The organism is Cupriavidus phytohabitans, assembly GCF_017815025.1.
GTDB lineage: Bacteria > Pseudomonadota > Gammaproteobacteria > Burkholderiales > Burkholderiaceae > Cupriavidus.
The window spans coordinates 79,222-101,097 of sequence record NZ_JAGIQB010000006.1; the positions used below are offsets into that span (position 1 = coordinate 79,222).

19 protein-coding genes and 1 pseudogene are annotated in these 21,876 nt (G+C 64.3%); 5 read left to right on the forward strand and 15 right to left on the reverse strand.

Annotated elements, in window-relative coordinates; genetic code table 11:
* The first annotated feature begins 295 nt into the window (after nt 1-295).
* Together J8I34_RS05995 and J8I34_RS06000 are read left to right on the forward strand one after the other, a co-directional pair.
* The gene (locus J8I34_RS05995; protein ID WP_209805597.1) at nt 296-1,333 is read left to right on the forward strand and encodes a DGQHR domain-containing protein; all 1,038 of its coding nucleotides are present in this window, start codon (nt 296-298) and stop codon (nt 1,331-1,333) included.
* A complete protein-coding gene (locus tag J8I34_RS06000; protein WP_209805598.1) occupies nt 1,330-2,058 on the forward strand; it encodes a hypothetical protein in 729 nt (242 codons plus the stop codon). The genes J8I34_RS05995 and J8I34_RS06000 overlap by 4 nt, the downstream gene beginning before the upstream one ends.
* Nucleotides 2,059-2,533: 475 nt before the next feature.
* On the opposite strand, the gene J8I34_RS06005 is transcribed toward J8I34_RS06000, so the two are convergent.
* The 4 genes and pseudogenes from J8I34_RS06005 to J8I34_RS06020 form a co-directional block, all read right to left on the reverse strand.
* A complete protein-coding gene (locus J8I34_RS06005; protein ID WP_209805599.1) occupies nt 2,534-2,932 on the reverse strand; it encodes a hypothetical protein in 399 nt (132 codons plus the stop codon).
* On the reverse strand, nt 2,925-3,374 hold the full coding sequence (locus J8I34_RS06010) for a hypothetical protein (RefSeq protein WP_209805600.1): 450 nt from the start codon (nt 3,372-3,374) through the stop codon (nt 2,925-2,927). Before J8I34_RS06010 ends, J8I34_RS06005 begins: the two co-directional genes overlap by 8 nt.
* Nucleotides 3,375-3,923: 549 nt before the next feature.
* Nucleotides 3,924-4,979, reverse strand: coding sequence for a helix-turn-helix domain-containing protein (locus tag J8I34_RS35465; RefSeq protein ID WP_209805601.1), 1,056 nt, complete (start codon nt 4,977-4,979; stop codon nt 3,924-3,926).
* A 355-nt stretch (nt 4,980-5,334) separates the two neighbouring features.
* Nucleotides 5,335-5,949: pseudogene (locus tag J8I34_RS06020) on the reverse strand (tripartite tricarboxylate transporter substrate-binding protein); the annotation flags it as partial.
* A gap of 245 nt (nt 5,950-6,194) precedes the next feature.
* Between J8I34_RS06020 and J8I34_RS06025 the strand changes: the two are divergent.
* A complete protein-coding gene (locus J8I34_RS06025) occupies nt 6,195-7,157 on the forward strand; it encodes a LysR family transcriptional regulator (RefSeq protein ID WP_209805602.1) in 963 nt (320 codons plus the stop codon).
* 80 nt (nt 7,158-7,237) lie between these two features.
* Here J8I34_RS06025 and J8I34_RS06030 read toward each other — a convergent pair whose 3' ends face one another.
* The 10 genes from J8I34_RS06030 to J8I34_RS06075 all read right to left on the reverse strand — a co-directional run bounded on the left by J8I34_RS06030 (nt 7,238) and on the right by J8I34_RS06075 (nt 17,093).
* The gene (locus J8I34_RS06030) at nt 7,238-8,101 is read right to left on the reverse strand and encodes an alpha/beta fold hydrolase (protein WP_209805603.1); all 864 of its coding nucleotides are present in this window, start codon (nt 8,099-8,101) and stop codon (nt 7,238-7,240) included.
* 180 nt (nt 8,102-8,281) lie between these two features.
* Nucleotides 8,282-9,214 (reverse strand): malonate decarboxylase subunit epsilon, encoded by a 933-nt coding sequence (mdcH, locus tag J8I34_RS06035; protein ID WP_209805604.1) that lies wholly within the window; start codon nt 9,212-9,214, stop codon nt 8,282-8,284.
* On the reverse strand, nt 9,202-9,858 hold the full coding sequence (locus J8I34_RS06040; protein ID WP_209805605.1) for a malonate decarboxylase holo-ACP synthase: 657 nt from the start codon (nt 9,856-9,858) through the stop codon (nt 9,202-9,204). The genes mdcH and J8I34_RS06040 overlap by 13 nt, the downstream gene beginning before the upstream one ends.
* Entirely contained in the window at nt 9,846-10,682 is an 837-nt protein-coding gene (mdcE, locus tag J8I34_RS06045) for a biotin-independent malonate decarboxylase subunit gamma (protein WP_209805606.1), read from the reverse strand. The genes J8I34_RS06040 and mdcE overlap by 13 nt, the downstream gene beginning before the upstream one ends.
* The gene (locus J8I34_RS06050; RefSeq protein WP_209805607.1) at nt 10,679-11,530 is read right to left on the reverse strand and encodes a biotin-independent malonate decarboxylase subunit beta; all 852 of its coding nucleotides are present in this window, start codon (nt 11,528-11,530) and stop codon (nt 10,679-10,681) included. The genes mdcE and J8I34_RS06050 overlap by 4 nt, the downstream gene beginning before the upstream one ends.
* On the reverse strand, nt 11,527-11,844 hold the full coding sequence (locus J8I34_RS06055) for a malonate decarboxylase subunit delta (RefSeq protein WP_209805608.1): 318 nt from the start codon (nt 11,842-11,844) through the stop codon (nt 11,527-11,529). Before J8I34_RS06055 ends, J8I34_RS06050 begins: the two co-directional genes overlap by 4 nt.
* Nucleotides 11,844-12,782, reverse strand: a complete 939-nt coding sequence (locus J8I34_RS06060) for a triphosphoribosyl-dephospho-CoA synthase (protein WP_209805609.1) — start codon at nt 12,780-12,782, stop codon at nt 11,844-11,846. Before J8I34_RS06060 ends, J8I34_RS06055 begins: the two co-directional genes overlap by 1 nt.
* Nucleotides 12,782-14,440: a malonate decarboxylase subunit alpha gene (gene mdcA / locus J8I34_RS06065; RefSeq protein WP_029044870.1), complete on the reverse strand. Its 1,659-nt coding sequence runs from the start codon at nt 14,438-14,440 to the stop codon at nt 12,782-12,784. The genes J8I34_RS06060 and mdcA overlap by 1 nt, the downstream gene beginning before the upstream one ends.
* Before the next feature lie 136 nt (nt 14,441-14,576).
* Nucleotides 14,577-15,494, reverse strand: a complete 918-nt coding sequence (locus J8I34_RS06070) for a LysR family transcriptional regulator (RefSeq protein ID WP_029044869.1) — start codon at nt 15,492-15,494, stop codon at nt 14,577-14,579.
* Between the two features lie 180 nt (nt 15,495-15,674).
* A complete protein-coding gene (locus tag J8I34_RS06075) occupies nt 15,675-17,093 on the reverse strand; it encodes an SLC13 family permease (protein ID WP_209805610.1) in 1,419 nt (472 codons plus the stop codon).
* Nucleotides 17,094-17,611: 518 nt separating this feature from the next.
* On the opposite strand from J8I34_RS06075, the gene J8I34_RS06080 reads away from it, so the two are divergent.
* Nucleotides 17,612-17,830 carry a hypothetical protein gene (locus tag J8I34_RS06080; protein ID WP_029044867.1) on the forward strand — a complete coding sequence of 73 codons (219 nt, stop codon included), beginning with the start codon at nt 17,612-17,614 and terminating at the stop codon, nt 17,828-17,830.
* A 77-nt stretch (nt 17,831-17,907) separates the two neighbouring features.
* Here the strand turns inward: J8I34_RS06080 and J8I34_RS06085 are convergent, their stop codons facing one another.
* Nucleotides 17,908-20,145, reverse strand: a complete 2,238-nt coding sequence (locus J8I34_RS06085; protein WP_029044866.1) for an NADP-dependent isocitrate dehydrogenase — start codon at nt 20,143-20,145, stop codon at nt 17,908-17,910.
* A 346-nt stretch (nt 20,146-20,491) separates the two neighbouring features.
* Here J8I34_RS06085 and J8I34_RS06090 point away from each other — a divergent pair, with 346 nt between their 5' ends.
* Nucleotides 20,492-21,862, forward strand: a complete 1,371-nt coding sequence (locus J8I34_RS06090; RefSeq protein WP_209805611.1) for an esterase-like activity of phytase family protein — start codon at nt 20,492-20,494, stop codon at nt 21,860-21,862.
* Nucleotides 21,863-21,876 lie beyond the last annotated feature (14 nt).

Sequence of the window (21,876 nt, forward strand, 5' to 3'; positions counted from 1 at the left end):
CAGCCGCAGTCCACTGCCTTGCTGCGGCCGGCTTTTTTCTGGTTCATCGCCGAATTCCGGGGGAAGACAAATGATCCAACGGCGGCGTTCGTCATGAAGCGCCATTCGGCCGTCGGGTCGCCAGAACGTTTGAATGTCGGCTCCGCACTCAACAAGCGGTCACTTGATTGGCGACGGTGACCCTTGCTTCGTGACTCAAGCGCACGTCTCATCGAGGTCAGGACGGGAGCATTTCCGGACGCAGTAACAATGCGTTACACTCGCGAGATACGAGGCATGTAAGAAGGCAAATTAGATGGCGATAATCAAGGCGAACTTTTTCGATGTCAAACAGGGGCGGCAGAAATTCCTGCTCACGAAACTACCGGCTCGCGTCGTAACCGCCATCAGCTACGCGGCGATCCGCAATCAAATGCATGAAGAAGGTGCGGTGCAGCGCGTATTGAATCCTCGACGCATTGCCTCCATCAAAGATTTCACATTGGCAGGTGGTGATTACCCTTCGGCATTCGTTCTGAACTGGGTTTCTAAGGAAAACAAGATCACTCGCCAGGATGGTCAGCTTGTTTTCAAAGACGTCGAGAACTCGGCACAGATCATCGACGGACAGCATCGTATCGCCGGTATCCGTGCTGCCATTGAAGTAACTCCTAGCGTTGGACGAATCGAAGTTCCCGTCGTGATTTACCTTGGTCTGACGACGCAAGAGTGCGCCAACATTTTCATTTCGATCAACACGGAACAGAAGCCTGTACCTCGTAGTCTTGTATTTGACCTCTACGGCGTAGCGAGTGATGCCGTCGTTGACCGAGCCGCCGTCCGCGCACGGGACATTGCAATGGCGTTGAACGAGGACGAAGATTCTCCATACTATTCACTCATTCGTCTGCCGAACTCCACCAAGCGGAAGGGTGGTATCGCTTTGTCGACGATTGTCAACGCGATCAAGCCGCTTGTCGAGGAAAAAGGCGATTTCGAGCAGGTCGATGTTTTTGAGTTTGAGACCCAACGGAAAATCGTTGAAAACTGGTTCTCTGCGCTAGAAGCAAAGTACGGAGAGGCGTGGGAAGACCGATCTAATGTATTTATGTATGCAGCAGGATTCACGGCTGCGGTCAACTTCTTACGGCTGCATCTAATTCCTTATTGCAATACGCAGGGTGATTATTCTCAGCAGACTTTCCAGAATATCACCGATCTCGACTCGTCCAGCTTGATTCTTCAAGATGAAGTGAGCGGGCTCAGTGGCAGCGATTCCGTAACTAGGGTGTTTGAACGACTGAAAGACGCTTTTGTGTTCAAGCCAAGCGGGAAAAAGAAGATCAAGGTATGACTCACGCTGCGCAAGTGGAGATTGATGCTCTGCTCGGGGGTGAGGTCCACAAAAATCTTCCCAACGCCACGCAGGCTGCTGCCATCGTCGCGTCCCTCGCCCTGGACGCGAAGGACTATCTGTACAACAGTATGGTCAGCGTACTGGAAAGCGCGAACGGTATGGTTTCGGGGCGATACACTTGGTCTGCGGTTAAAGGCTATTACGGGGCCTTCTATGCGATGCGCGCGCATCTAGCGTCGCACCACGTGTGTATTTGCTACGTCGCGTCAAAATCCTCATACTATTCTCTGCATCTCTCGGGGCCCGCCAAGGTAGTCAAACTAAAGTCGAGCACGCATTCATCGGTGCTGATCGCATACGAACAACACCCGTCAACGAAGTCCGTGGTGCAAGACATTATGGGCGTCGCTGCCCCGACTTGGCTGAAAGAACTACGGGAGACTGCAAATTATAGGCAGTCTAGTTTTACCGATCCGCTTCCATTGCAAAATCAACCTCCCAGAGGAACGGACATATTTCGACATATCGACGGCTATTTAGCTGCGATCGACACATATTGTTACGACCCGGCACATGCCGCAGTGGCCTATCCCTTGAAACTGATCGGCATGGCATTGAACTCCGGGGTGAATTTTTCGCCGACGGCGGATCAGTCAGCTCACTTAGCTACCTTGCTAACTGGTGCGACCGATCGCACGCGCAAGTTCTTTGGTTTGGCCTAACGTCTGTTCTACTTTAGAAAACGGCCATTTGCATCCACCCTTATTGGTATGACGGAAACGGGTCGTTCTGCGACTCTCGGTCACCCCGCAGATCGGCGATGATCCTTTTTTCTTATCGTGCTACCGCTGAAGGCTGCGCTGGCTTGCGACGCAGGCCGTGGGCGCTGCAATCGCCAGGTCGGGTGGCCCGTGGCGGCTGTCCAGAACAAAAAAACGCGCCGTTGGGCGCGTTTCTGTTCGGTGCTGGCTGGGAAAGGGGAGCCGCCCCCACCTACCAACGGCTCGCGATCGAGAGCGAGGCCTTAGTAGTCCAGCCAGGAGCACTTTCAGGAAGGGGGGACGGCCGGAGCCCATTGTAGCGGGTTCGGCATGCATCATCCTCATGATGTGTTCGAGAAATATTTCGTTTCCCTTCAAGGGTTTACAGACCGGCTGGCTGGTTGTATGAGGCGAACGCTTAAAAATGCTGGCTTAGTCATGCGGCTTCCTTCTCCTCGACGCCGATGTCCCACACCAGCGGCCGGTTGCGCGCCTGCATGCGTACGCCAACGACACGGCAGGCGATCCCCTGGTAGAGCGAGAGAACCTCTTGGACGTGCCGCTGTGCGATGTGCAGGCGCTTGGCTAGCTCCGCGCTCGTTTGGGGACCGTGATCGCGCAGGCTACCTTCGATACGCGACCAGGCAAGCGGGCACGCTCGCTTGCGATGGCTTTTCAACGGCGGAAGCTGCAGCGTCTTTCGACCGTGCTGCTCGACTGCATTTGTGGTTCGGTCGGGAAACTGCTGCGCGATGTAGCTGATCGGCATGCCGGTGCGCCAGTAATGGATCAACTTCCGATTGTCGGCCGGCGACCAGAGGAGCGACTTAGGCATGGTGCTCTCCTGGATCATCAAACCCGTACTCTTTCCGGATGTCGGCGGCGACCTGACGCAAAACCGCATCGCGCTCGGCTGGACTCAAATGCCGCACGCGCATCGCGTCGACCAAGGCGCGCAACTCGGCCACGCTTACGCCTGCGCTGCCAGCGTGATGGAGCACCAGTTGCTCGGCCACCATCGTGTCGCCGTCTCGCGCCATACCGGCCTCGCTCATCGCCCACCACAGGGCGATCGGCGCTGCGGCCTGTCGTATTCGCTCGGCATCGTCATGCAGGCGCGAGATCGTCTCGTTCGCTTCATTGAAGGCCTGTAGGGCGGCCATCTCGATTGGCCGATAGTTCCAGGCCTGCGCTGCTTCGATTGGGTCGGAAGCATACGGGCCACGCGCATGGCAACTCTCGCACTCCGCGTAGAAGAGCGATTCGGCCTGTCGCATGGCTATGGTGCCTGCTCTGCAATGGCAGCAGGACTTAAGTCCGTCTAGCGTCATGGTTCGCCTCTATCCTTCGGACTTCGAGTGAGCTCCTGGGCAAGCTGCCATCGATCCAAGGCCTCGATCGAGTACGTTATGCGACCGCTCTTTTCGTCTTTCATGTACTCCGGTCCCTTGCCTTGATGTCGCAGCGAACCCAATGCAGCGGCCGACCACCGTCCTAAGTAACGAGCGGCCTCCTCTGGAGTTAATACCTTTGTGTCGGGTTTGAGAAACGATAAACGCTCGACGCGCATCGCTTCTGCGAGAGCTACTGTGGCGAAGTGCCGCCAGTACTCTGCTTCGCACCGATAGCACTCAGCTAGGTGGGGACTTCGTTGGCGTTTCTCTCGGAAGCTTAAGAAGTCGTCTATTGCGACTTGTTTGAGGGACTGCGGCGTCAAATGACGGCTCATGACGTTGGCTCCTGGCTGGATAAAGACGTGACATGCTGAATCCCCCCTGTTAAACGCTCAAATCCGACGAAACGATGACTTACGCGGCGACGCGCTCTCATGGCGCGTTGCGCCGGTGACCTACTTCCGCGACAGGCAATCGTAGCTGTTCCGGTTTGCACCGGAAGACATGGGCTAACTTCTCTAGGGTCTTTCGTTTAAGGTTCGTTCTTTGCTCGAGCTGCGCAAAACCCGAGGGCGTGCATCCGTAGGCGTAGGCGGCTTGCTTAATCGAGAGATCTCGGTAGACGCGCCATGCTGTGATAATCGTATGGCCGCTGTCCAAGGCCGCTAGGATGCGCTGCGGGTACTGCGTTCCCTCGGGAGCGTATTGCGTTGCGGCTGGCGCTTGACCGCCTGGTTCTGGCGGCTCAGGCCTTGATGAATTGGACGCTTTTGGCGCTCCAATTGGAATGGGAGTGAGTTGCTCGATCGTGCAATCGTAGAGGACCGCGAAGAGTTCGCGTGTCCTAGCTCGCATGTTCGCGCTTTCACCGCTCTCATGCTTACTCACATTGCTCTTTGTACATCCTAACTGTTCGGCTACTTGCTGATGCGTGAGTTGCCTGTACTCACGCCAGGCCTGTAGGAAATGAACGCCGGCATCGATTCGAACTTGGACGTTTGAAGGGGGAGCTTGAAGAAAACTCTGAGGGGAGTAGCGAACGCTAGGTTTGCTTTCTCGCCTTTCAAGTTTTGGGGCAGTTGGAGTCTCAGGCATCGCCTCGATCGGTATCGGTACTCCTGCGAAGATCGCTTCCAAGGCTTCGCGTGCTTCCGTGGCCGAGCTTGGCCTCCTTAGCGAATGCTTGAGTTGTTCGACGCCTGGATCTCGAATGTCTGAGTTTCCAACTCTTGAGTCTGAGTTCTCAGCTCTCAAATGCGACTTCTCAGCTCTCGATTCTGAGTTCTCATCTGTCGGAACAGAGGCGAGCGAACTTCGAATGCTGGCGCGCTTCGGAATTGTGGATTCGAGCCTGGCAGTGTTGGCTCGCCTGGCGGCGGCGACGATCTCAAGCATGGCGGCGAGGTCGCGGTACGGTATGTCCGCTCGTATTCGGTTCCCCTGATGATCGGTTCTGAAGTACCAATCGCTCTGATCGAATCCGTACATTGCCTCGCTCCTGGTGTCAGGTGGGCGGAATGAAAAGACGCAAACCCTTGCAAATTCTACGTTAACGCGTAGGGGGCTGTGTTGCGCGGGTAAACCCGGCGCGAGGTTAAATCTATAAAAATCAATGACTTAGCCGGCGGCCGATTTTTCAATCTGAAATGGCCTGGTCGCTTGCTTCCCAGCTGAGAGGGGACGAGCCGGCGCTCCTGGCTGCTCAGTCGCAGCTCCTGGAGGAGGTGTGGGGGGTTCTGAAGGGGATGTAAGTCGGTCGCGAATCGCGACTGAGGTGGGCGCGCTGTCGGCCGGCGTCTGGGCCTGAAACCTGCGATTTTGCGACCGAAATCGCGACGAACTACCCAGAGAGCCTTGTACTGCCGTGATTGCCGATGCCCTTGTAGGGAATGTGCAGCATGTCGACGTGGGCCATCGACGTGAACAGCTCGGCCGCGAGGTGAATCGAGGTGCCGTTGCCGGCGGACGCGTAGGTATACTTTCCCGGTGCCGCCCTGGCATGGGCAATCACGTCCTTGACCGTGGCCTCCTGCCGGCGCGACTTGTTGGCGACCAGCACATTGGGCACCACGGCCAGCAGCGACACCGGCGCGAAATCCTTGACCGGGTCATACGACAGCTTGCCGTACAGCGCCGGGTTCACCGCCATGCCGTTGGCTACGATGATCAGCGTATAGCCGTCGGCCGGCGCGCGCGCCACCAGCTCGGTGCCGATATTGCCGCCCGCCCCGGGGCGGTTCTCGACTACGATCGACTGGCCGAGCGTGCGCGACATGTCTTCTCCGAGCGTGCGCGCGATATTGTCCATTGCCCCGCCCGCGGGGAACGGCACGATCCAGCGGATCGGGTGGTCGGGGTATGCTGCCTGCGCGGCGGGCGCCGCAATCGAAAGGCTTGCCGCCAGGGCAAGCGTGCCTGCGCGGCCGGTACGGGCCAGCCGCTGAAACAACTTATTCATGGTCTCCTCACTGGGTTCCCGCGCCTGGTCGGCTTGTACTTGCCGCGCGCTCCGCGGATCGGTGACGGAGCTTCGCAAGGCGCGGTCTCGGCGGTAGTCGGCCGGCTTGTCCTCCTCCGGCGACAGGCCCTGGGGCCCGGGCCTTGCGGCAGGTGCAGGCTGAAGATGGCCAGGCAAGTATGGCGCTTGACTAAGTCCGCGTCCAAGACCGATGATGTCGCAATTGATACCTTAAAGGTATTGGAATGGAACTTCGACACCTACGCTACTTCCAGGTCGTGGCCGAGGAACTCAACGTCACGCGCGCGGCTGAGCGGCTGCATATGGCGCAGCCACCGCTTTCCCGTCAGATCCGCCAGCTCGAAGACGAAGTCGGCGTGGCATTGTTCGACCGCGTAGGCCGCGGCATTCGCCTGACCGAGGCCGGGCGTTTCCTGCTGGAACAGAGCAAACAGCTGACGCTGAGACTGGAAGAGGTCATTGGGACGACGCGGCGCATCGGACAGCAGGACAAGCGCTGGTTCGGCATCGGCTTTGTACCTTCTGTGCTGTACGGCGTTCTACCCGAACTGATCCGCGAGCTGCGTGAGTCCGAGCAGCAGGTGGAAGTCGGTCTGGCCGAGATGATTACCATCGAGCAGGTCGAGGCGCTCAAGTCAGGCCGTATCGACCTGGGCTTCGGCCGCATCGCGCTCAACGATCCGGCCATCCGGCAGCAGCAGGTCATGTCGGAGCCGCTGGTGGCGGCGGTGCCCGCGTGTGACCCGATACCCGATATCGCCCAGCTGACGCCCCATGAGTTGGCCACGCGATCCTTCATCCTCTATCCGGCTCGGCCGCGGCCGAGCTACGCTGACCACCTGCTGTCGCTATTCAGTGCGCACGGGATACAGTTGCGCGTGGCCCAGGAGGCCAACGAACTGCAGACCGCGCTGGGCCTGGTGGCCGCCGGGGTGGGCATCACCCTGGTGCCCGCCTCAATCCAGCGGCTGCATCGCGATGATGTTCGCTATTGCCCGATCGATGCACCCGGTTTCGTCTCACCAGTCATCATGAGCTACCGAATCGGTGACCAGTCCCCGTTCTTGGCCTGGGCTGTGGAACAAGTGATGAGGCGCGCAGGGGAAGCGCGTGAAAGCAGGAATTCAGGTCACCCCGGGCACTCGCTGCGTCAGGAAGCGCGAAGGCGAAGCAAACGCGGTACCTGATTGAGCAAGCCGGACGGTTTGCCCCGCAAGAGGCCCCCGTGGGCGAAAGAAACCCACGCGCGCCGTGGGCACAAGGCCCCTCAGCCAGCCAACTCGGCAACCGCCCGATTGAACGCGCCTGGATTGGCAATATTCATGCCGTGAGAGGCTCCGGCAATTGTCTGACGCTCAGCGCGCCCGATCCATTCCTGAAGCTTCTCGACCGTGCTACGGAACATGCGCGGGCTCTTTTGCCCATCGATCAGCAACGTTCGACACTGGATTTCACGGGCGGCTTCGCGTGTGTAGGCGGGCAGCGGGTCACGCAACTGCTTCGGCAGTGTGAGCGCATTATCGAGCGCCATCCTGCGGAAGCCCTGGGAACTCTTGCCCCAGAAACCAGGCATGGTTACCGAGTCTACAAACAGATTCAGCCCGGCATCGAATTCGCCTTGTTCAATCAGTTCTGCGGCCTTCGCTCTCAGCGCATGGACGGCCGGCGGCAATTTGCCGGCCTCTGCTTGCGGCGTTGCCTGCAGTGGGCCGCCTGGATCAGCGAGCGTGAGCGTCTTCACCAGATGAGGGTATTCACGCGCCAGATGAAACGCAATGCAACCGCCACGCGAGTGGCCGACCAGATGGACCGGCGCCAGGGCCAGCGCCTCGATGAACTCCGCAATCTCGGCGACGTGCGCCGCCCAGCTGAAGTCGCCGCGTCCGAACGCATTGGTTGCCGGCCAATAGTGGCCCAGGCTCGGAGCGAAGCAGTGGAAATCCTTCGATAGGGAAGCGAGTTGCGCATCCCAATAGCGGTAGTCGCACAGCGACCCGTGCACGAATACCATTGGCTCGCCGCTCCCGGCTTCCACATATGGAACGGAGGTGCCGGAGGCAGTGGAAACAAAAGAGGGTTGTGGCCAGGCACCGGCAAGAGCCAGCGTAGTCAGGGGCGCTCGTGCATTCATGTTTAACTCCTTCCCCAGACTTTGCTGCACCGCACTCAAAAAGAAAATCGCATAATATTGATGGAATCGTTCAGATTTTCTGATAGCTCCACGCGTGAGAATGCGCGAGGGCACAGAGATGAAAGCCGTCGACGTCTCGCCATGATCTTTGCCGTGAGCCAGGCGGCTGTTCGGCTTGTTTCAGCGGCACGCCTGTCTGCGCCGCAACGCCGCCACGATCGAGTCCAGCCGTGTCCGGTCACATGCCATCGGCATCCCGTCGACGAAGATTGGCTGGGCCAGGCGCGTCAGCACATCGCCAGGCGGCGCTTCCACCACCAGGCTGGCGCCATGGGCGTGAGCCAGCAGCATGGTTTCGTGCCAGCGCACCGGCGTGGCCATGTTCAGCGCCAGGTCGTCGGCGATCTGGCGGGGGTCGCGCAGCTCGCGCGCCTTGCTGGCGCTGAAATAGCGCTGGGAGGGTGCGGACAGCGTCACGCTCTGCATCGCTTCTTGCAGCGCATGCGCCGCCTCATCGAGCAGCGGGCAATGCGATGGCACATGGATGGCGACCGGCTTCGCCGCCTGCGCGCCGGCGGCCATTGCCAGCGCTGACACTTCCGCCATCGCGGCTTCGCTGCCGGCGATGACGATCTGTGTGGGGGCATTGAAGTTGGCCAGATATACCGGCCGCTGCGGCGAACAGACCTGCGCCACCAGCGGTGCGAGCCGGCCCCGGCCAAGCCCCAGGACGGCGGTCATGCCGTAGCCGCTGGGATAGGCCTGCGCCATCAGTTCCCCGCGCAGGCGCACCAGGCGCAAGGCATCGGCAAAGGTGAGCACGCCGGCGCTCACCGCAGCGGCATACGCGCCGATGGAGAGCCCGGCCACGGCGTCGGCGCGGGCGTCGTGCGCGGCCAGGCACCGCGCCATTGCCACGCCTGATGTCAGCAGGCACAGCTGCGTCCATACCGTGGATTGCAGGCGCCCGGGCGTATCCATCTCTGCCACCGGCAGCTGCAGGATCGCCTCCGCCTCGGCCAGCACCGCCGCCACTGCCGGGTCGGCTGGCAGGTCCTTCAGCATGCCGGGACGCTGCGTACCCTGGCCGGGAAACGTGATCAGGACCTGCATGGCGCCGGTTGCCAGGGATCGTCGCACAGGCGCGGGCCGTGGTCGGTCTTCAGCAGCACTCTGCCCCCGCCGCGCAGCCGCTCCAGCAGCGAGAAGCCGCCGTACGGGGTCGCAACCTGGATGTCGACGCGGGCCGGCGCGGTGCGCTGCAACTCGCCAAGCAGGTACAGATGGCCGGGCGGCAGCGGCCGGCCTGCCCTCACGATCAGGTCGAGGTCGCTGCCGGCGTGCAGCACGTTGCGCGCGCAGGCCAGCGTAAAGCCAGCGCTGCCGGTCACGCCCCAGCGGATGCCGCCGGCATCGAGCGGCTCGGCGATGGCCGCAAGCGCGCGGATGGCGGGCAATGCCGCCAGCTCCGGGCGCACGCGCCAGGCGCGTTGGGCGGCCAGGTCCATCGGCGTGACGAGCCTGCGGATCGCCGCCGGCGCGATCCACGTGCCGAAGCGCTCGGCGCGCGTGAGGCCCCGCAGGCCGACCGGGATCTCCCCCTGCCGGCGGCCGTCGCGCCGCACCACGAGCGGCGTGTCGCGCAAGGCCGGCAGCGAGACCCACGCCGGCAGTGCATCCCGCTCCAGGGCACTGCCCGGGTCGTCCAGCCAGACCAGGTCGTGCGGCGCGGGCGAGCAGAGGTTCAGGCTTGCCATTGCCGCGACAGGCACGCGCGAACCGCGGCCGACGCCTTCCGGTTGGTTCCGCCGCGGCGGCCTTGCAGGCCCTGCGTCGGGTCGCGCCGGATGTCGGCCAGCGCGGACAGGATGGTGTCACGCGCCAAGTGCACATCGGCCGCCACCGGTGCGCTGGCCGAATTGACATCGATGAGCCGCCACAGGATACCCAGCGTGGCAAAGTTCCCGATGTCGTAGGCCATCGGCGGCACCGTCGACGCCAGCGCTTCCAGGTCCTCCACCGTGCGCATGGTGATGCGGGCGGCCGCTTCCTTGCCCATCGCATGCACCAGCACGCCCTGGTCATTGAGCGCGATGATGCGATTGGCCTGGTAGCCGTGCGCGAGGAAGGCGCCCGACATGGCGCGCCCGACGATCAGCGCGATCACCGGGTGCCCGGCCAGGCGTGCCTCGGCATACGCCGCCACCGCACCCGCCAGCGACTGGTGGATGCCCAATGCCTCTTCGCGCCGGCCATACGCCTGGCTGGGCGTGTCGACGATCGCCACGATGGCGCGCTTGACCGGTGCGGTGCGATCCGCCTCGATCGCCTCGCGCACCGCGCGTGCCAGCGACCAGCCCTCGAGCAGACCGGCTTCGCCATGGCGCGCCCGCGGGAAGCGGCTGCCCGCATCGGGCACGAGCGCGATCCAGCGCACCGCGGTGCCGGCCAGTTCGCCGTCGGCCACCTGCACGGAATCCGGATAGCCCGGCTGGTGCGACGCCGTCGGCGCCAGCGCCTGCAGCCAGCGCGCGCCGCGGCTGGCTTCGCGCGCGGCGGCGGGATGAAGTGGTGCGTTCATGCGTCGGTCCCCCGTTGAAACAGCGCCTGCACCTGCGCGGGCGTGGGTTGGGCGCTGGCGTCGTACGCCTGCAGCGCGGCCAGGTATTGCGCATACTGCTCGCTGCGATGGCTGGCGGCCACCGGCTCGCGCAACAGCGCGGCGACCTGCGCGCGCATCGCGTCGCAGTCGTCATCGACGTACGCATCGGCGAACCCGGTGGCGACGCGCTGCGCGCCGCCGGTGAAGCTCCAGATCAAGGGCCGGTCGCGCGAGTCGTACTCGGCGATGCCCGCTTCCTGCTCGATCACGGCCGGGCCGTTCAGTCCCAACCGTGCTTCCTGCGTCATCACCAGCGCGCTGCACAGGCCGGCTGCGATCGACATGCCGCCAAAGCAGCCGACCTGCCCCGCGATCACGCCGACCACCGGCTGATACCGGCGCAAATCGACGATCGCGGCATGGATCTCGGCAATCGCGGCCAGGCCAAGGTTGGCCTCCTGCAGGCGCACGCCGCCGGTCTCGAGCAACAGCACCGCGCGCGTCGGTTCGCCCCGGCGGTTGTCTTCGGCGGCCAGTTCCAGCGCCCCCGCGATCTTGGCGCCGCCGACCTCGCCCATGCTGCCGCCCTGGAAGGCGCCTTCGATCGCCAGCACCACCACCGGCATCTGGCCGATGCGCCCCTTGGCCACCACCACGCCATCATCGCTCTGCGGCACCACGCCTTGCGGCGGCAGCCACGGCGACTGCAGGCCATCGAACGGGCCCGCCAGCTCGCGGAAGGTGCCCGGATCCAGCAATGCACGCGCGCGCTCGCGTGCGCCGAGTTCGATGAAGCTGTTGCGCGCCAGCAGTTCCGCCGGGTTCATGCGCCGTCTCCTTGTTGCGGATCTCCCAGCGCTTCAAAGGCTTCCGCCAGGCGCATGCCGACCACGCCCGGCGTCGCGCCGAAATCGTGGATGCGGATCTGCATCGATGCGCGCGGCTCGGCGGCGAAGACGCGCGCGAGCTGCGCATCCCAGACGCGGCCGTAGCCATTGACCGAGGTGGTGACCTCCACCGTGGTCTTGCCGCCCTGGCCAGGCTCGACCACTACCTCGAGGTCGCCCGACCCCACCACGCCGACCAGTACGCGTCCGGTGGCCGGCTGCCCCGCCGGGAATTCAAATCGCAGCTGTTCCATCAAAGTCCCCTGAAGTCGTTATCCGCGGCTGTCACGTCGGCCCGTGACAACCGGTCGAGGAAAATCGTCGCGGCCAGCAGGTCCGCCGCGCCGCCCGGCGAGGCCCGCCTGGCCAGCATGCCGGCGTCGAGGCTGCGCAGGTGGCGCCGCCCGGTCACCGTGCCCGCGCCGCCGGCCGACAGCACCGCCCTGGCGCCCGCCTGCATGTAGTCCAGCCCCTGCCGTCCCGCCCTGGCCAGCACGCAGGTATCGTCCAGCCCGCTCATCAGCGCGAGCAGCGCGTTCAGGCGTGCCGTCGATTCGGGTTCACCGCGCGCGCGGCTGCGCTGCAGCGCCGGCAGCGCCAGCCGCGTCACGTGCGGGAAGCCCGCTCGTGCCTGTGCCCGCGCGCCGCCCACACCGTAGGCGAGGCAGGCGAGTTCGCCCTTGTGGCCGGTAAGAACCGGCCGATGCCGGTCCGACAGTGAAGCGATGGCCCCGGCCATGGCGCTGATCGCCCCGGCACTGGCGCCCAGTCCCGCCGCGCTGGCGTGCGCGGCGGCTCCCACCAGCAGGCCGATGCACCAGATTGCACCGCGATGCGTGTTGACGCCGCCGGTGGCGGCCAGCATCACGGCCTCGGCCTCGCGGCCGAGCGCGCCCAGCCGTTCGCGCAGGCCATAGCCGAGGCGCGGCGCGTGCAGGCCGGCATCGGCCATGGCCGCGAACGACGGCCCCAGCGCATGCGCCGAGCGCAGCATCAGCGGCAAGGTCAGGTCGGCATGTGCCCCGCTGCCGCGGCTGTCGACCAGGCCGGGCTTGGGCGAGAGCCGCGCTTCTTCGGCGATGGCGCTGACGGCCAGTCCCGCCAGCGCCCGGGCATGGGCGGAGGCCGCGGGACGTTGCGGCAGCCCATACGGGGCCCGTGCTTGCAGGATCCTTGCGGTGGCGCCTGCCATCACCAGCTCCGGAAGCGTGCCGGCGGCTCGTACAGCCCGCCGGACCAGTCGACCAGGTCGGCCATGCTCTTGGCCGCCAGCAGGCTGCGCGTGGCCTGGCTGCGTTGCACGCCCAGGTCTTCCGGCAACGCGATCAGGCCGTCGCTGCGCATCCGGCGCGTGGTGGCGGGATCGTGCTTCATGCCGATGGGCGTGACGCCAGCCACCGCGGCAATCATGCGGCGCCGCTCCTCCAGCGATTGCGCCTTGTACAGGTAGGCGATGCCCTCCTCGGTCAGCACGTGCGTGACGTCGTCGCCGTAGATCATCACCGGCGCCAGCGGCATGCCGCTTTCGCGCGCGACCTCGACCGCATCCATCGATTCGACGAAGGTCGGCTTGCCGCCGGCCTGGAAGGTCTCGACCATCTGCACCACCAGCTTGCGGCCACGCGCGAGCGGGTCGTCGGTCTCGATCAGGTCGAGCCAGGCCGGTGTCGGGTGGCGGCGCCCGCCCGGCTGGTGGCCCATATTGGGCGCGCCGCCAAACCCGGACAGCCGCCCGCGCGTCACCGTGGACGAATTGCCGTCGCCGTCGATCTGCAGCGTCGAGCCGATGAACAGGTCCACCGCGTACTGGCCGGCAAGCTGGCAGAAGGCCCGGTTGGAACGCATCGAGCCGTCCGCGCCGGTAAAGAAGACGTCCGGCCGCGCGGCGACGTAGGCTTCCATGCCCAGTTCGCTGCCGAAGCTGTGCACGCTCTCGACCCAGCCGGTCTCGATCGCCGGGATCAGCGTCGGGTGCGGGTTGAGCGTCCAGTACTTGCAGATCTTGCCCTTCAGCCCGAGCGACTCGCCGTAGGTCGGCAGGATCAGCTCGATCGCCGCGGTGTTGAAGCCGATGCCATGGTTGAGCGACTGCACCTGGTGGCGCTCGTAGATGCCGCGGATCGCCATCATCGCCATCAGCACGTGGACCGGCTTGATCAGCCGCGGGTCGCGCGTGAACAGCGGTTCGCAGAAGAAGGGCTTGTCCGCCTGCACCACGTAGTCGATCCAGGAGCCCGGCACGTCGACGCGCGGCAGGCCCGCGGGATCGTCGACGATCTCGTTGACCTGCGCGATCACCAGCCCGTCGCGGAATGCCGCGGCCTCGACCAGCGCCGGCGTATCCTCGGTGCTCGGGCCGGTGTAGAGGTTGCCCTGGCGATCGGCCTTGTAGCCGGCGATCAGCACCACATTGGGCACCAGGTCCACGTACAGCCGCGAATACAGCTCGATATAGGTATGGATCGCGCCCACTTCGAGCTGCCCGTCCTCCAGGAACTGCGAGATGCGGATGCTCTGCGCCCCCGCGTACGAGAAATCCAGCTTGCGCGCGATGCCGCGCTCGAACAGGTCGAGGTGCTCGACCCGGCTGACGCTGGGAATGATCATGTGGAGCGCATTCACGCGCGCGGGATCGACCTGCGCCAGCGAGCGCGACAGGAAGTCAGCCTGCTTCTGGTTATTGCCTTCCAGCACCACGCGGTCGCCGGAGGCCAGCACGGCCTCCAGGAAGGCGACGATGTCGCTGGTCGGCACCACCTTGCCGTCGGCAATGGCTGCGGCGTTCTGCTTGCGGCGCGCCTTGGCTTCCCTGCGGGTGTCCCATTGGCGGCCCGTGCTGGTGTTGGTCATCGCGTCTCCGGCTGGCGTCTGTCTGATGGCTCCACCTTAAACAGGCGGCGTCCGGCAAACAATCACGCCGGGAAATGAACCGTTACGCTGGCCGGAAGCGTGACCAGGATGTGGGCAAAGGGGCGCGCGTAGCCCCTTACTGGTCAGCGTCGCGCATCGCCATGCGGCACGCCGCGGCCAGCGCCAGCAAGTTGGGGTCGCGCTCGCGGCGGCGCAGGAAGTTCAGCGCGATGGTCTGCTTGATGTCATATTCGCCGGCCAGCGGCACGAACGCCACATTGCGCGAATACACGCCTTTCACCCGGCCCGGCAGCAGCGTATAGCCGATGCCGCCGCCCACCAGGTTCATCAGCGAAAAGATATCGCCGACCTTCATCACCACATTCGGCGTGAATTCGGCAATGCGGAACGCCTCGACAAAGCCGCTGTAGGTGACGAAGCCCTCGCTCAGGCTGACGAACGGCTCGTCGCGGCAGGCGCGCAGGTCCACCGCGGGCATCGACGCATAGGGCGAATCGGCCGGCGCCGCAAAGAAGATATCGTCTTCAAACAGCGGGATCGACTCGATCTCCGGATCAGGCTCGGGCACCGCCATCAACGCGGCGTCGATCGAGCCCTGCTTGAGCTTGTGCAGCAGGTCCGCGTTCGATCCCAGCACCAGTTCGGTCTGCAGCTCGGGGCGCCGCAGCTTCAGGCCGATCACGATCCTGGGCACGGTCTGGACCGTCAGCGAGTAGAGCGACCCGATCTTGAGGTGGTCGGCCGAATAGCCGGCGGCCTCGCGCGTGGCGCGGATGCCGTCGGCCATGGCCTTTAGCACTTCCCTTGCCGTATCCGCCAGCACATGGGCGGCGTCGGTCGGGATCAGGTTGCGGCCCTCGTGGCGGAACAGCGCGCAACTGGTGCCCTCTTCCAGCGAATGCAGCGCACGGTGCACGCTGACCGTGCTGGTCTCCAGGATCTCGGCCGCCTTGGCCAGGTTGCCCGATTCCATGAACGCCAGCAGGGCTTCGAGCTTGCGGAAGGTGATCTCTTCGCCGATGCGGATTCTCATGGGCCGGGGGCAATGGTTGGGGACAGGCTCCTATCTTAGCCGCGGGACGGCCTATGCGCACCGCTAACTGGACTGGCCAAGTTTTGCGGCGGCCCGCGCCGGCCGGGTGGCCTCCTGGGAGCGCATGACGGCTTCGAGCAGTTTCATGGCCAGGAGTCAGGTGACGGCAACAGGAAGCACTCAAAGCACGACGAAGACAAGCCAAACGACGACCGGTGCGATCACGGTGACCAGCGCGCCATAGATCATCAGCTTGCGGAAGAAGGCCTGCCGGTCCACGCCCTGCGCGTTCGCGAGCACCAGCGCGCCATTGGTCGAGAACGGACTGACGTCGACGATGGTCGAGGACACGGCCATCGCGGCGATAAAGCCGATTGCGCTGACATCCGGGCCTTGCTGCAGGAACGGCACGGCCAGCGGGATCAGTGAACCCAGCACGGCGGTCGACGAGGCGAACGCCGACACCACCGCGCCGACCAGGCACAGCAGCAGCGCGGCCATCAGTGGCGACGTCAGGCTGGCCACGCTGTGGCCGACAAAGTCAATGGTGCCCATCTTGTCCATCACGCCGACAAAGGTGCTGACGCCGACGATCAGCATGATTTCCGGCCACGACACCTGGCTCAGCGCACGTTTTTGCAGCTCCGGCGCCATCAGCGTGAGCAGCAGCGCGATGGTCAGCGAGACAAAGCCGATATCGAGCTTGAAATAGAGCGTCAGCACCGCCAGCGCGACCAGGCCCGCCACGGTCAGGTACTGGTAGAGGCCGGCCGGGGCCTCGCCGGCGCCCTCCGCTTCGCCGCCAAGCATCGAGGCGCGGTCGCGCGCCATCGTCTTCTGCTCCTCGATGCCGGCCTCGGCCTCCGCATCGCCATAGATCTGCGCCCCCTGTGCCGGCACCGACCGCGCACCGAACGGCGCACCGAACGGCGCACCCATGGCCAGCACCTCACCGGCCACCGGTTGCGGCGCGGCCGCCGCCGGCGCCGATTGCCGCACCAGGCGCAGCCCGCCCAGTGCAACGAAGAGGCCGGCGGCCACGGCCAGGTTCACGCCCAGGCTCGCGAATGCCGTTGCCATCTCATTGAGCGGCAGCCCGGCCTTCTGCACGATCTTGTTGGTGATGCCGCCATAGATGCTGATCGGCGAAAAGCCGCCACCCTGCGCGCCGTGGATGACCATCAGGCCCATCAGCAACGGGTTGATGCCGTAGCGTGCGGCAAAACCCAGCGCGATCGGCGCGATGATGGCCACCGCCGCCGGACTGACCGCGCCAACCGACGTCAGCAGTGCCGCGATCATGAACATGATCCACGGAATGGCGGCGATCCTGCCGCCCACGGCACGCACTGCGAGCCGCACCAGCCAGTCGATGGTGCCGTTGTTCTGCGCCACGGCGAACAGGTAGGTAATGCCGACCAGCGTGAGGAACAGGTCGGCAGGAAAGCCGGCAAGAATCGCTTTGGCCGGCATGGCCGCAGCCAGGGTGCCGACCAGGAATGCACCGACAAAGGCGAGTGCGCCCATGTTGATCGGCAGGACCGTGGCGATGACAAACATCAGCCCGAGCGCTGAGATGGAAATGACGTGTGGCGACATAACGGCTCCGTCGCGGGTTGCGCGTCTGCGCACACCGCTTGGCAAGGAAGTCAGTGGAATCCGGCAGCGTGGTGCCCGGCCGGAGATTCGAATCTGCCGCTACGGCAACGTATGGAAGGGGTAGGCCATGAGTGTCTGTCTCCTTATTGGTGAGGCCGCGTGGGAGTCGGCACGGACCGGGTCCGAGGCGGCGCCTGTATCGACTTGTTGGTTTGGCTGAACGATATGGCGCCGAGGCGCAGCCATCAATTAAGCGGCCGAGCCGATCCTTACGGAAAGCGGAAGACAGGCAATCACGAAGCCACGAAGCGGTGGCGCCGGCAGAAGGGCGGGTGATCGGCCACGAACTGGCTTTTGACCTTACGGCAGGCGCAAGGCGAAGTGGTCCCCAGGCAACTTCCGATCGCGGAAGCCTGCCAACCCGTTTCGCCACCAGGCGTCGCAGTGTACCCTTAGCGCTGGTTGCGGTCCGCGTTGCCCACCCGTGCTACAGTGCCCCATCGAACGGACAAGACCGGATGACACTCTGCACTGCCTGCCAGGCCATCGAACGCCACCGGCGCGGCGCCCCCGGGCACGCCGCATTGCGCATTACCGATACGCGCCGCATCAAGCCGCCCGGTTCGGCGGCGGTGACCATCAGCACCTTTGTGTGCCAGGACTGCGGTGCGCAATGGACCTATCGCGACCAGAAAAGCGGCCCCGAGCAGGGTTGGGAAGTGCAGCAAGGCACTTAGCCGGACGCCAAAAATAAAAAACCCCGGGGACTCCCCGGGGTCTTGACAGCACCAGCCCGCATGCGGGCCGGCCCCTGTCAGGCTGCGACCGACGCCAGCGCGGCGTTCAGCGTCTGGCTCGGGCGCATTGCTGCGCTGAGCTTGGCCGCGTCCGGCTGGTAGTAGCCGCCGATGTCGACCGGCTTGCCTTGCACCGCAGCCAGCTCGGCCACGATGTTGTGCTCGTTGTCGGTCAGCGTCTTGGCCAGCGGCGCGAACTTGACGGCCAGCTCCGCGTCGTCCGACTGCGCGGCCAGTTCCTGGGCCCAGTACATCGCCAGGTAGAACTGGCTGCCACGGTTGTCCAGCTGGCCGGTCTTGGGCGACGGGCTCTTGTTGTTGTCGAGCAGCTTGCCGGTGGCGGCGTCGAGCGTCTTGGCCAGGATCTTGGCGCGGGCGTTGCCGGTCTTGATGCCGACGTCTTCCAGCGACACCGCCAGCGCCAGGAACTCGCCCAGCGAATCCCAGCGCAGGTGGTTCTCTTCCACCAGTTGCTTGACGTGCTTCGGAGCCGAACCGCCGGCGCCGGTTTCATACATGCCGCCGCCGGCCATCAGCGGAACGATCGACAGCATCTTGGCGCTGGTGCCCAGCTCCATGATCGGGAACAGGTCGGTCAGGTAGTCGCGCAGGATGTTGCCGGTCACCGAGATGGTGTCCAGGCCGCGGATCACGCGTTCCAGCGTGTAGCGCATGGCGCGCACCTGCGACATGATCTGGATGTCCAGGCCGGTGGTGTCGTAGTCCTTCAGGTACGTTTCCACCTTCTTGATCAGCTCGGCCTCGTGCGGACGGTACGGGTCCAGCCAGAACACGGCCGGCATGCCCGAGTTGCGGGCGCGCGTGACGGCCAGCTTGACCCAGTCGCGGATCGGGGCGTCCTTGACCTGGCACATGCGCCAGATGTCGCCCTGCTCGACATTCTGCGTCAGCAGCACTTCATTGGTGGCCAGGTCGACGATGTTGGCCACGCCGTCTTCGGAGATCTCGAAGGTCTTGTCGTGCGAGCCGTATTCCTCGGCCTTCTGTGCCATCAGGCCGACGTTCGGCACCGTGCCCATGGTGGTCGGGTCGAAGTTGCCGTTGGTCTTGCAGAAGTTGATGATTTCCTGGTAGATCCGGGCAAAGGTGCTTTCCGGGATCACGGCCTTGGTGTCCTTCGGACGGCCGTCTGCGCCCCACATCTTGCCGCCGATGCGGATCATGGCCGGCATCGAGGCATCGACGATCACGTCGTTGGGAGCGTGCAGGTTCGAGATGCCCTTGGCCGAATCGACCATCGCCAGTTCCGGGCGGTGCTCGTGGCAGGCGTGCAGGTCGCGGATGATCTCTTCGCGCTTGGAGCTGGGCAGCGACTCGATCTTCTCGTACAGGTTGACCAGGCCGTTGTTGACGTTGACGCCCAGTTCGTCGAACAGTGCGCCGTGCTTGGCAAAGGCTTCCTTGTAGAAGATCTTGACGGCGTGGCCGAACACGATCGGGTGCGACACCTTCATCATGGTCGCCTTGACGTGCAGCGACAGCATCACGCCGGTCTTGCGCGCGTCCTCGAACTGCTCTTCATAGAAGTCGCACAGCGCCTTCTTGCTCATGAACATGCTGTCGATGATCTCGCCGTCCAGCAGCGAAACCTTGGGCTTGAGCACGATGGTCTTGCCGCTCTTGGTGACCAGCTCCATCTTGACGTCGCGGGCCTTGTCCAGCGTCAGCGACTTTTCACCGTGGTAGAAGTCGCCGTGCTTCATGTGGGCCACGTGCGTGCGCGAGGCCATGCTCCACTCGCCCATGCTGTGCGGGTGCTTGCGCGCGAAGTTCTTGACCGCGGCCGGGGCGCGGCGGTCGGAGTTGCCTTCGCGCAGGACCGGGTTCACGGCCGAGCCCAGGCACTTGGAATAGCGCTTCTGGATGGCCTTCTCTTCGTCGGTCTTGGGGTCTTCCGGATAGTCCGGCACCTTGTAGCCCTTGCCCTGCAGCTCGCGGATGGCGCTGACCAGCTGGTGCACCGAGGCGCTGATGTTGGGCAGCTTGATGATGTTGGTGTCCGGCAGTTGCGTCAGCTTGCCCAGCTCGGCCAGGTTGTCCGGCACGCGCTGCTCTTCGGTCAGGAATTCGGGGAACTCGCCCAGGATACGGCCGGCGACGGAGATGTCGCTGGTGGTGACGTTGATGCCGGCCGGCTTGGTGAAGGTCTGGATAATCGGGAGGAACGCACTGGTCGCCAGCAGCGGAGCTTCGTCGGTCAGCGTGTAGATGATGGTGGGTTGCTGGGTACTCATTGCTTCTCTCAGATCCTCTATCGGTGGGTGGGACTTCTGCCTGCCGGGTCACGGTCAGGGCAACAAACTAGGCGAAAGTTAGAATTTTGCCTCAGTTTGCTTTCAGTAGTCTGAAAACCAGCGCATTTTGCGCGGCAATCGGGCAGAAAATCTGGCCGGCGCCGGACCTGTGGCGCCTGGTTTCGCCCGTTGCACCCGAACGGTGCCGGACTGGCGCCTGATTTGGCATTTCGGGACAAGCCGGGACCGCCAACGGGGCCTTTTGGTGCGGCAGACGGATCACAGAGTTGTCAAACTTGGCGCCGACAATGTCGGCTTTTGTCCTCACGACGCCAAGGAACCGACCATGTCCCGACCTTTTCCTGCCCTGCCGCTGGCCCGGCTCGCCGTGGCCACAGCGCTGCTGGGCGCCCTGCCAGCGTGGGCCGATGCGCCCGAAGCCTTCCCCGCCACGCTCGCCGGCCATGCGGTGCTGCCCGCGCAAACCCTGCTGGCCGCGCCCAAGGATGCTCCGGCGGATTTGCAGGTCAGCGGCAAGTTCACCGCCGCGCAGCGCACCGAGACGCCGGGCACGATCGAAGGCAAGTCCAACGGCCGGCCGACCGGCGTCTCGCTGCCGTTCCGCGGCCAGCCGGCCCAGGGGCACTCCGGCATCAAGCGCATGGCCGACGGCAGCTTCTGGCTGCTGACCGACAACGGCGCGGGCGCCAAGGCCAACTCGCCCGATTTCATGCTGTACCTGAACCAGTACAAGGTGGATTTCAGCACCGGCCAGTTCCGTCGGCTGAAGACGATCTTCCTGCACGATCCGGACAAGAAGGTGCCATTCCGCATCGTCCATGAGGGCACCAGGCACCGCTACCTGACCGGCTCGGACTTCGACACCGAAAGCTTCCAGTTCGCGGGCGGCGCGATCTGGATCGGCGACGAGTTCGGGCCGTTCCTGATCAAGGCCGACATGAACGGCAAGGTGCTGGCGGTGTTCGAAACCATGGTCGACGGCAAGGTGGTGCGCTCGCCCGACCATCCGGGGGTGACCACCCCAGGCGCGCCGGACGCCGGCATCAAGTTCCAGGTAAAGCGCTCGAAGGGCTTCGAGGGCATGGCCGCGTCGCCCGACGGCAGCAAGCTGTATGCGCTGCTGGAAGGCGCGCTGTGGAACGAAGAGGCCAGGGCCTATGAGAGCGAAGGCGGCAAGCCCTACCTGCGCGTGCTGGAATTCGACGTGAAGCAGCAGGCCTGGACCGGCCGCCACTGGAAGTACGTGCTGGAAGGCGCGAGCCACGCCATCGGCGACTTCAACATGATCGATGCCAGCCATGGCCTGATCATCGAGCGCGACAACGGCGAGGGCACGCCGGACAAGGCCTGCCCGGCCGGGCAGAAGCGGCCGGACTGCTTCGATGATGTGGCGAAGTTCAAGCGTGTCTATAAGGTCGAACTGACCGACGCCAATGCCGGCGGGCCGGTGCGCAAGATCGGCTATGTCGACCTGCTGCGCATTGCCGACCCGCGCAAGCTGGCGCGCAAGCCGCTGACCGATGGGGCGCTGGCGTTCCCGTTCTTTACCATCGAGAACGTCGAAGTGGTCGACGCCACGCATATCGTGGTCGGCAACGACAACAACCTGCCATTCAGCAGCAGCCGCGAACCGAATCGCGCGGATGACAATGAGCTGGTGTTGCTGGAGGTGGGGGAGTTTTTGCGGGCGCGGTAAGGCCCCGAACCGAG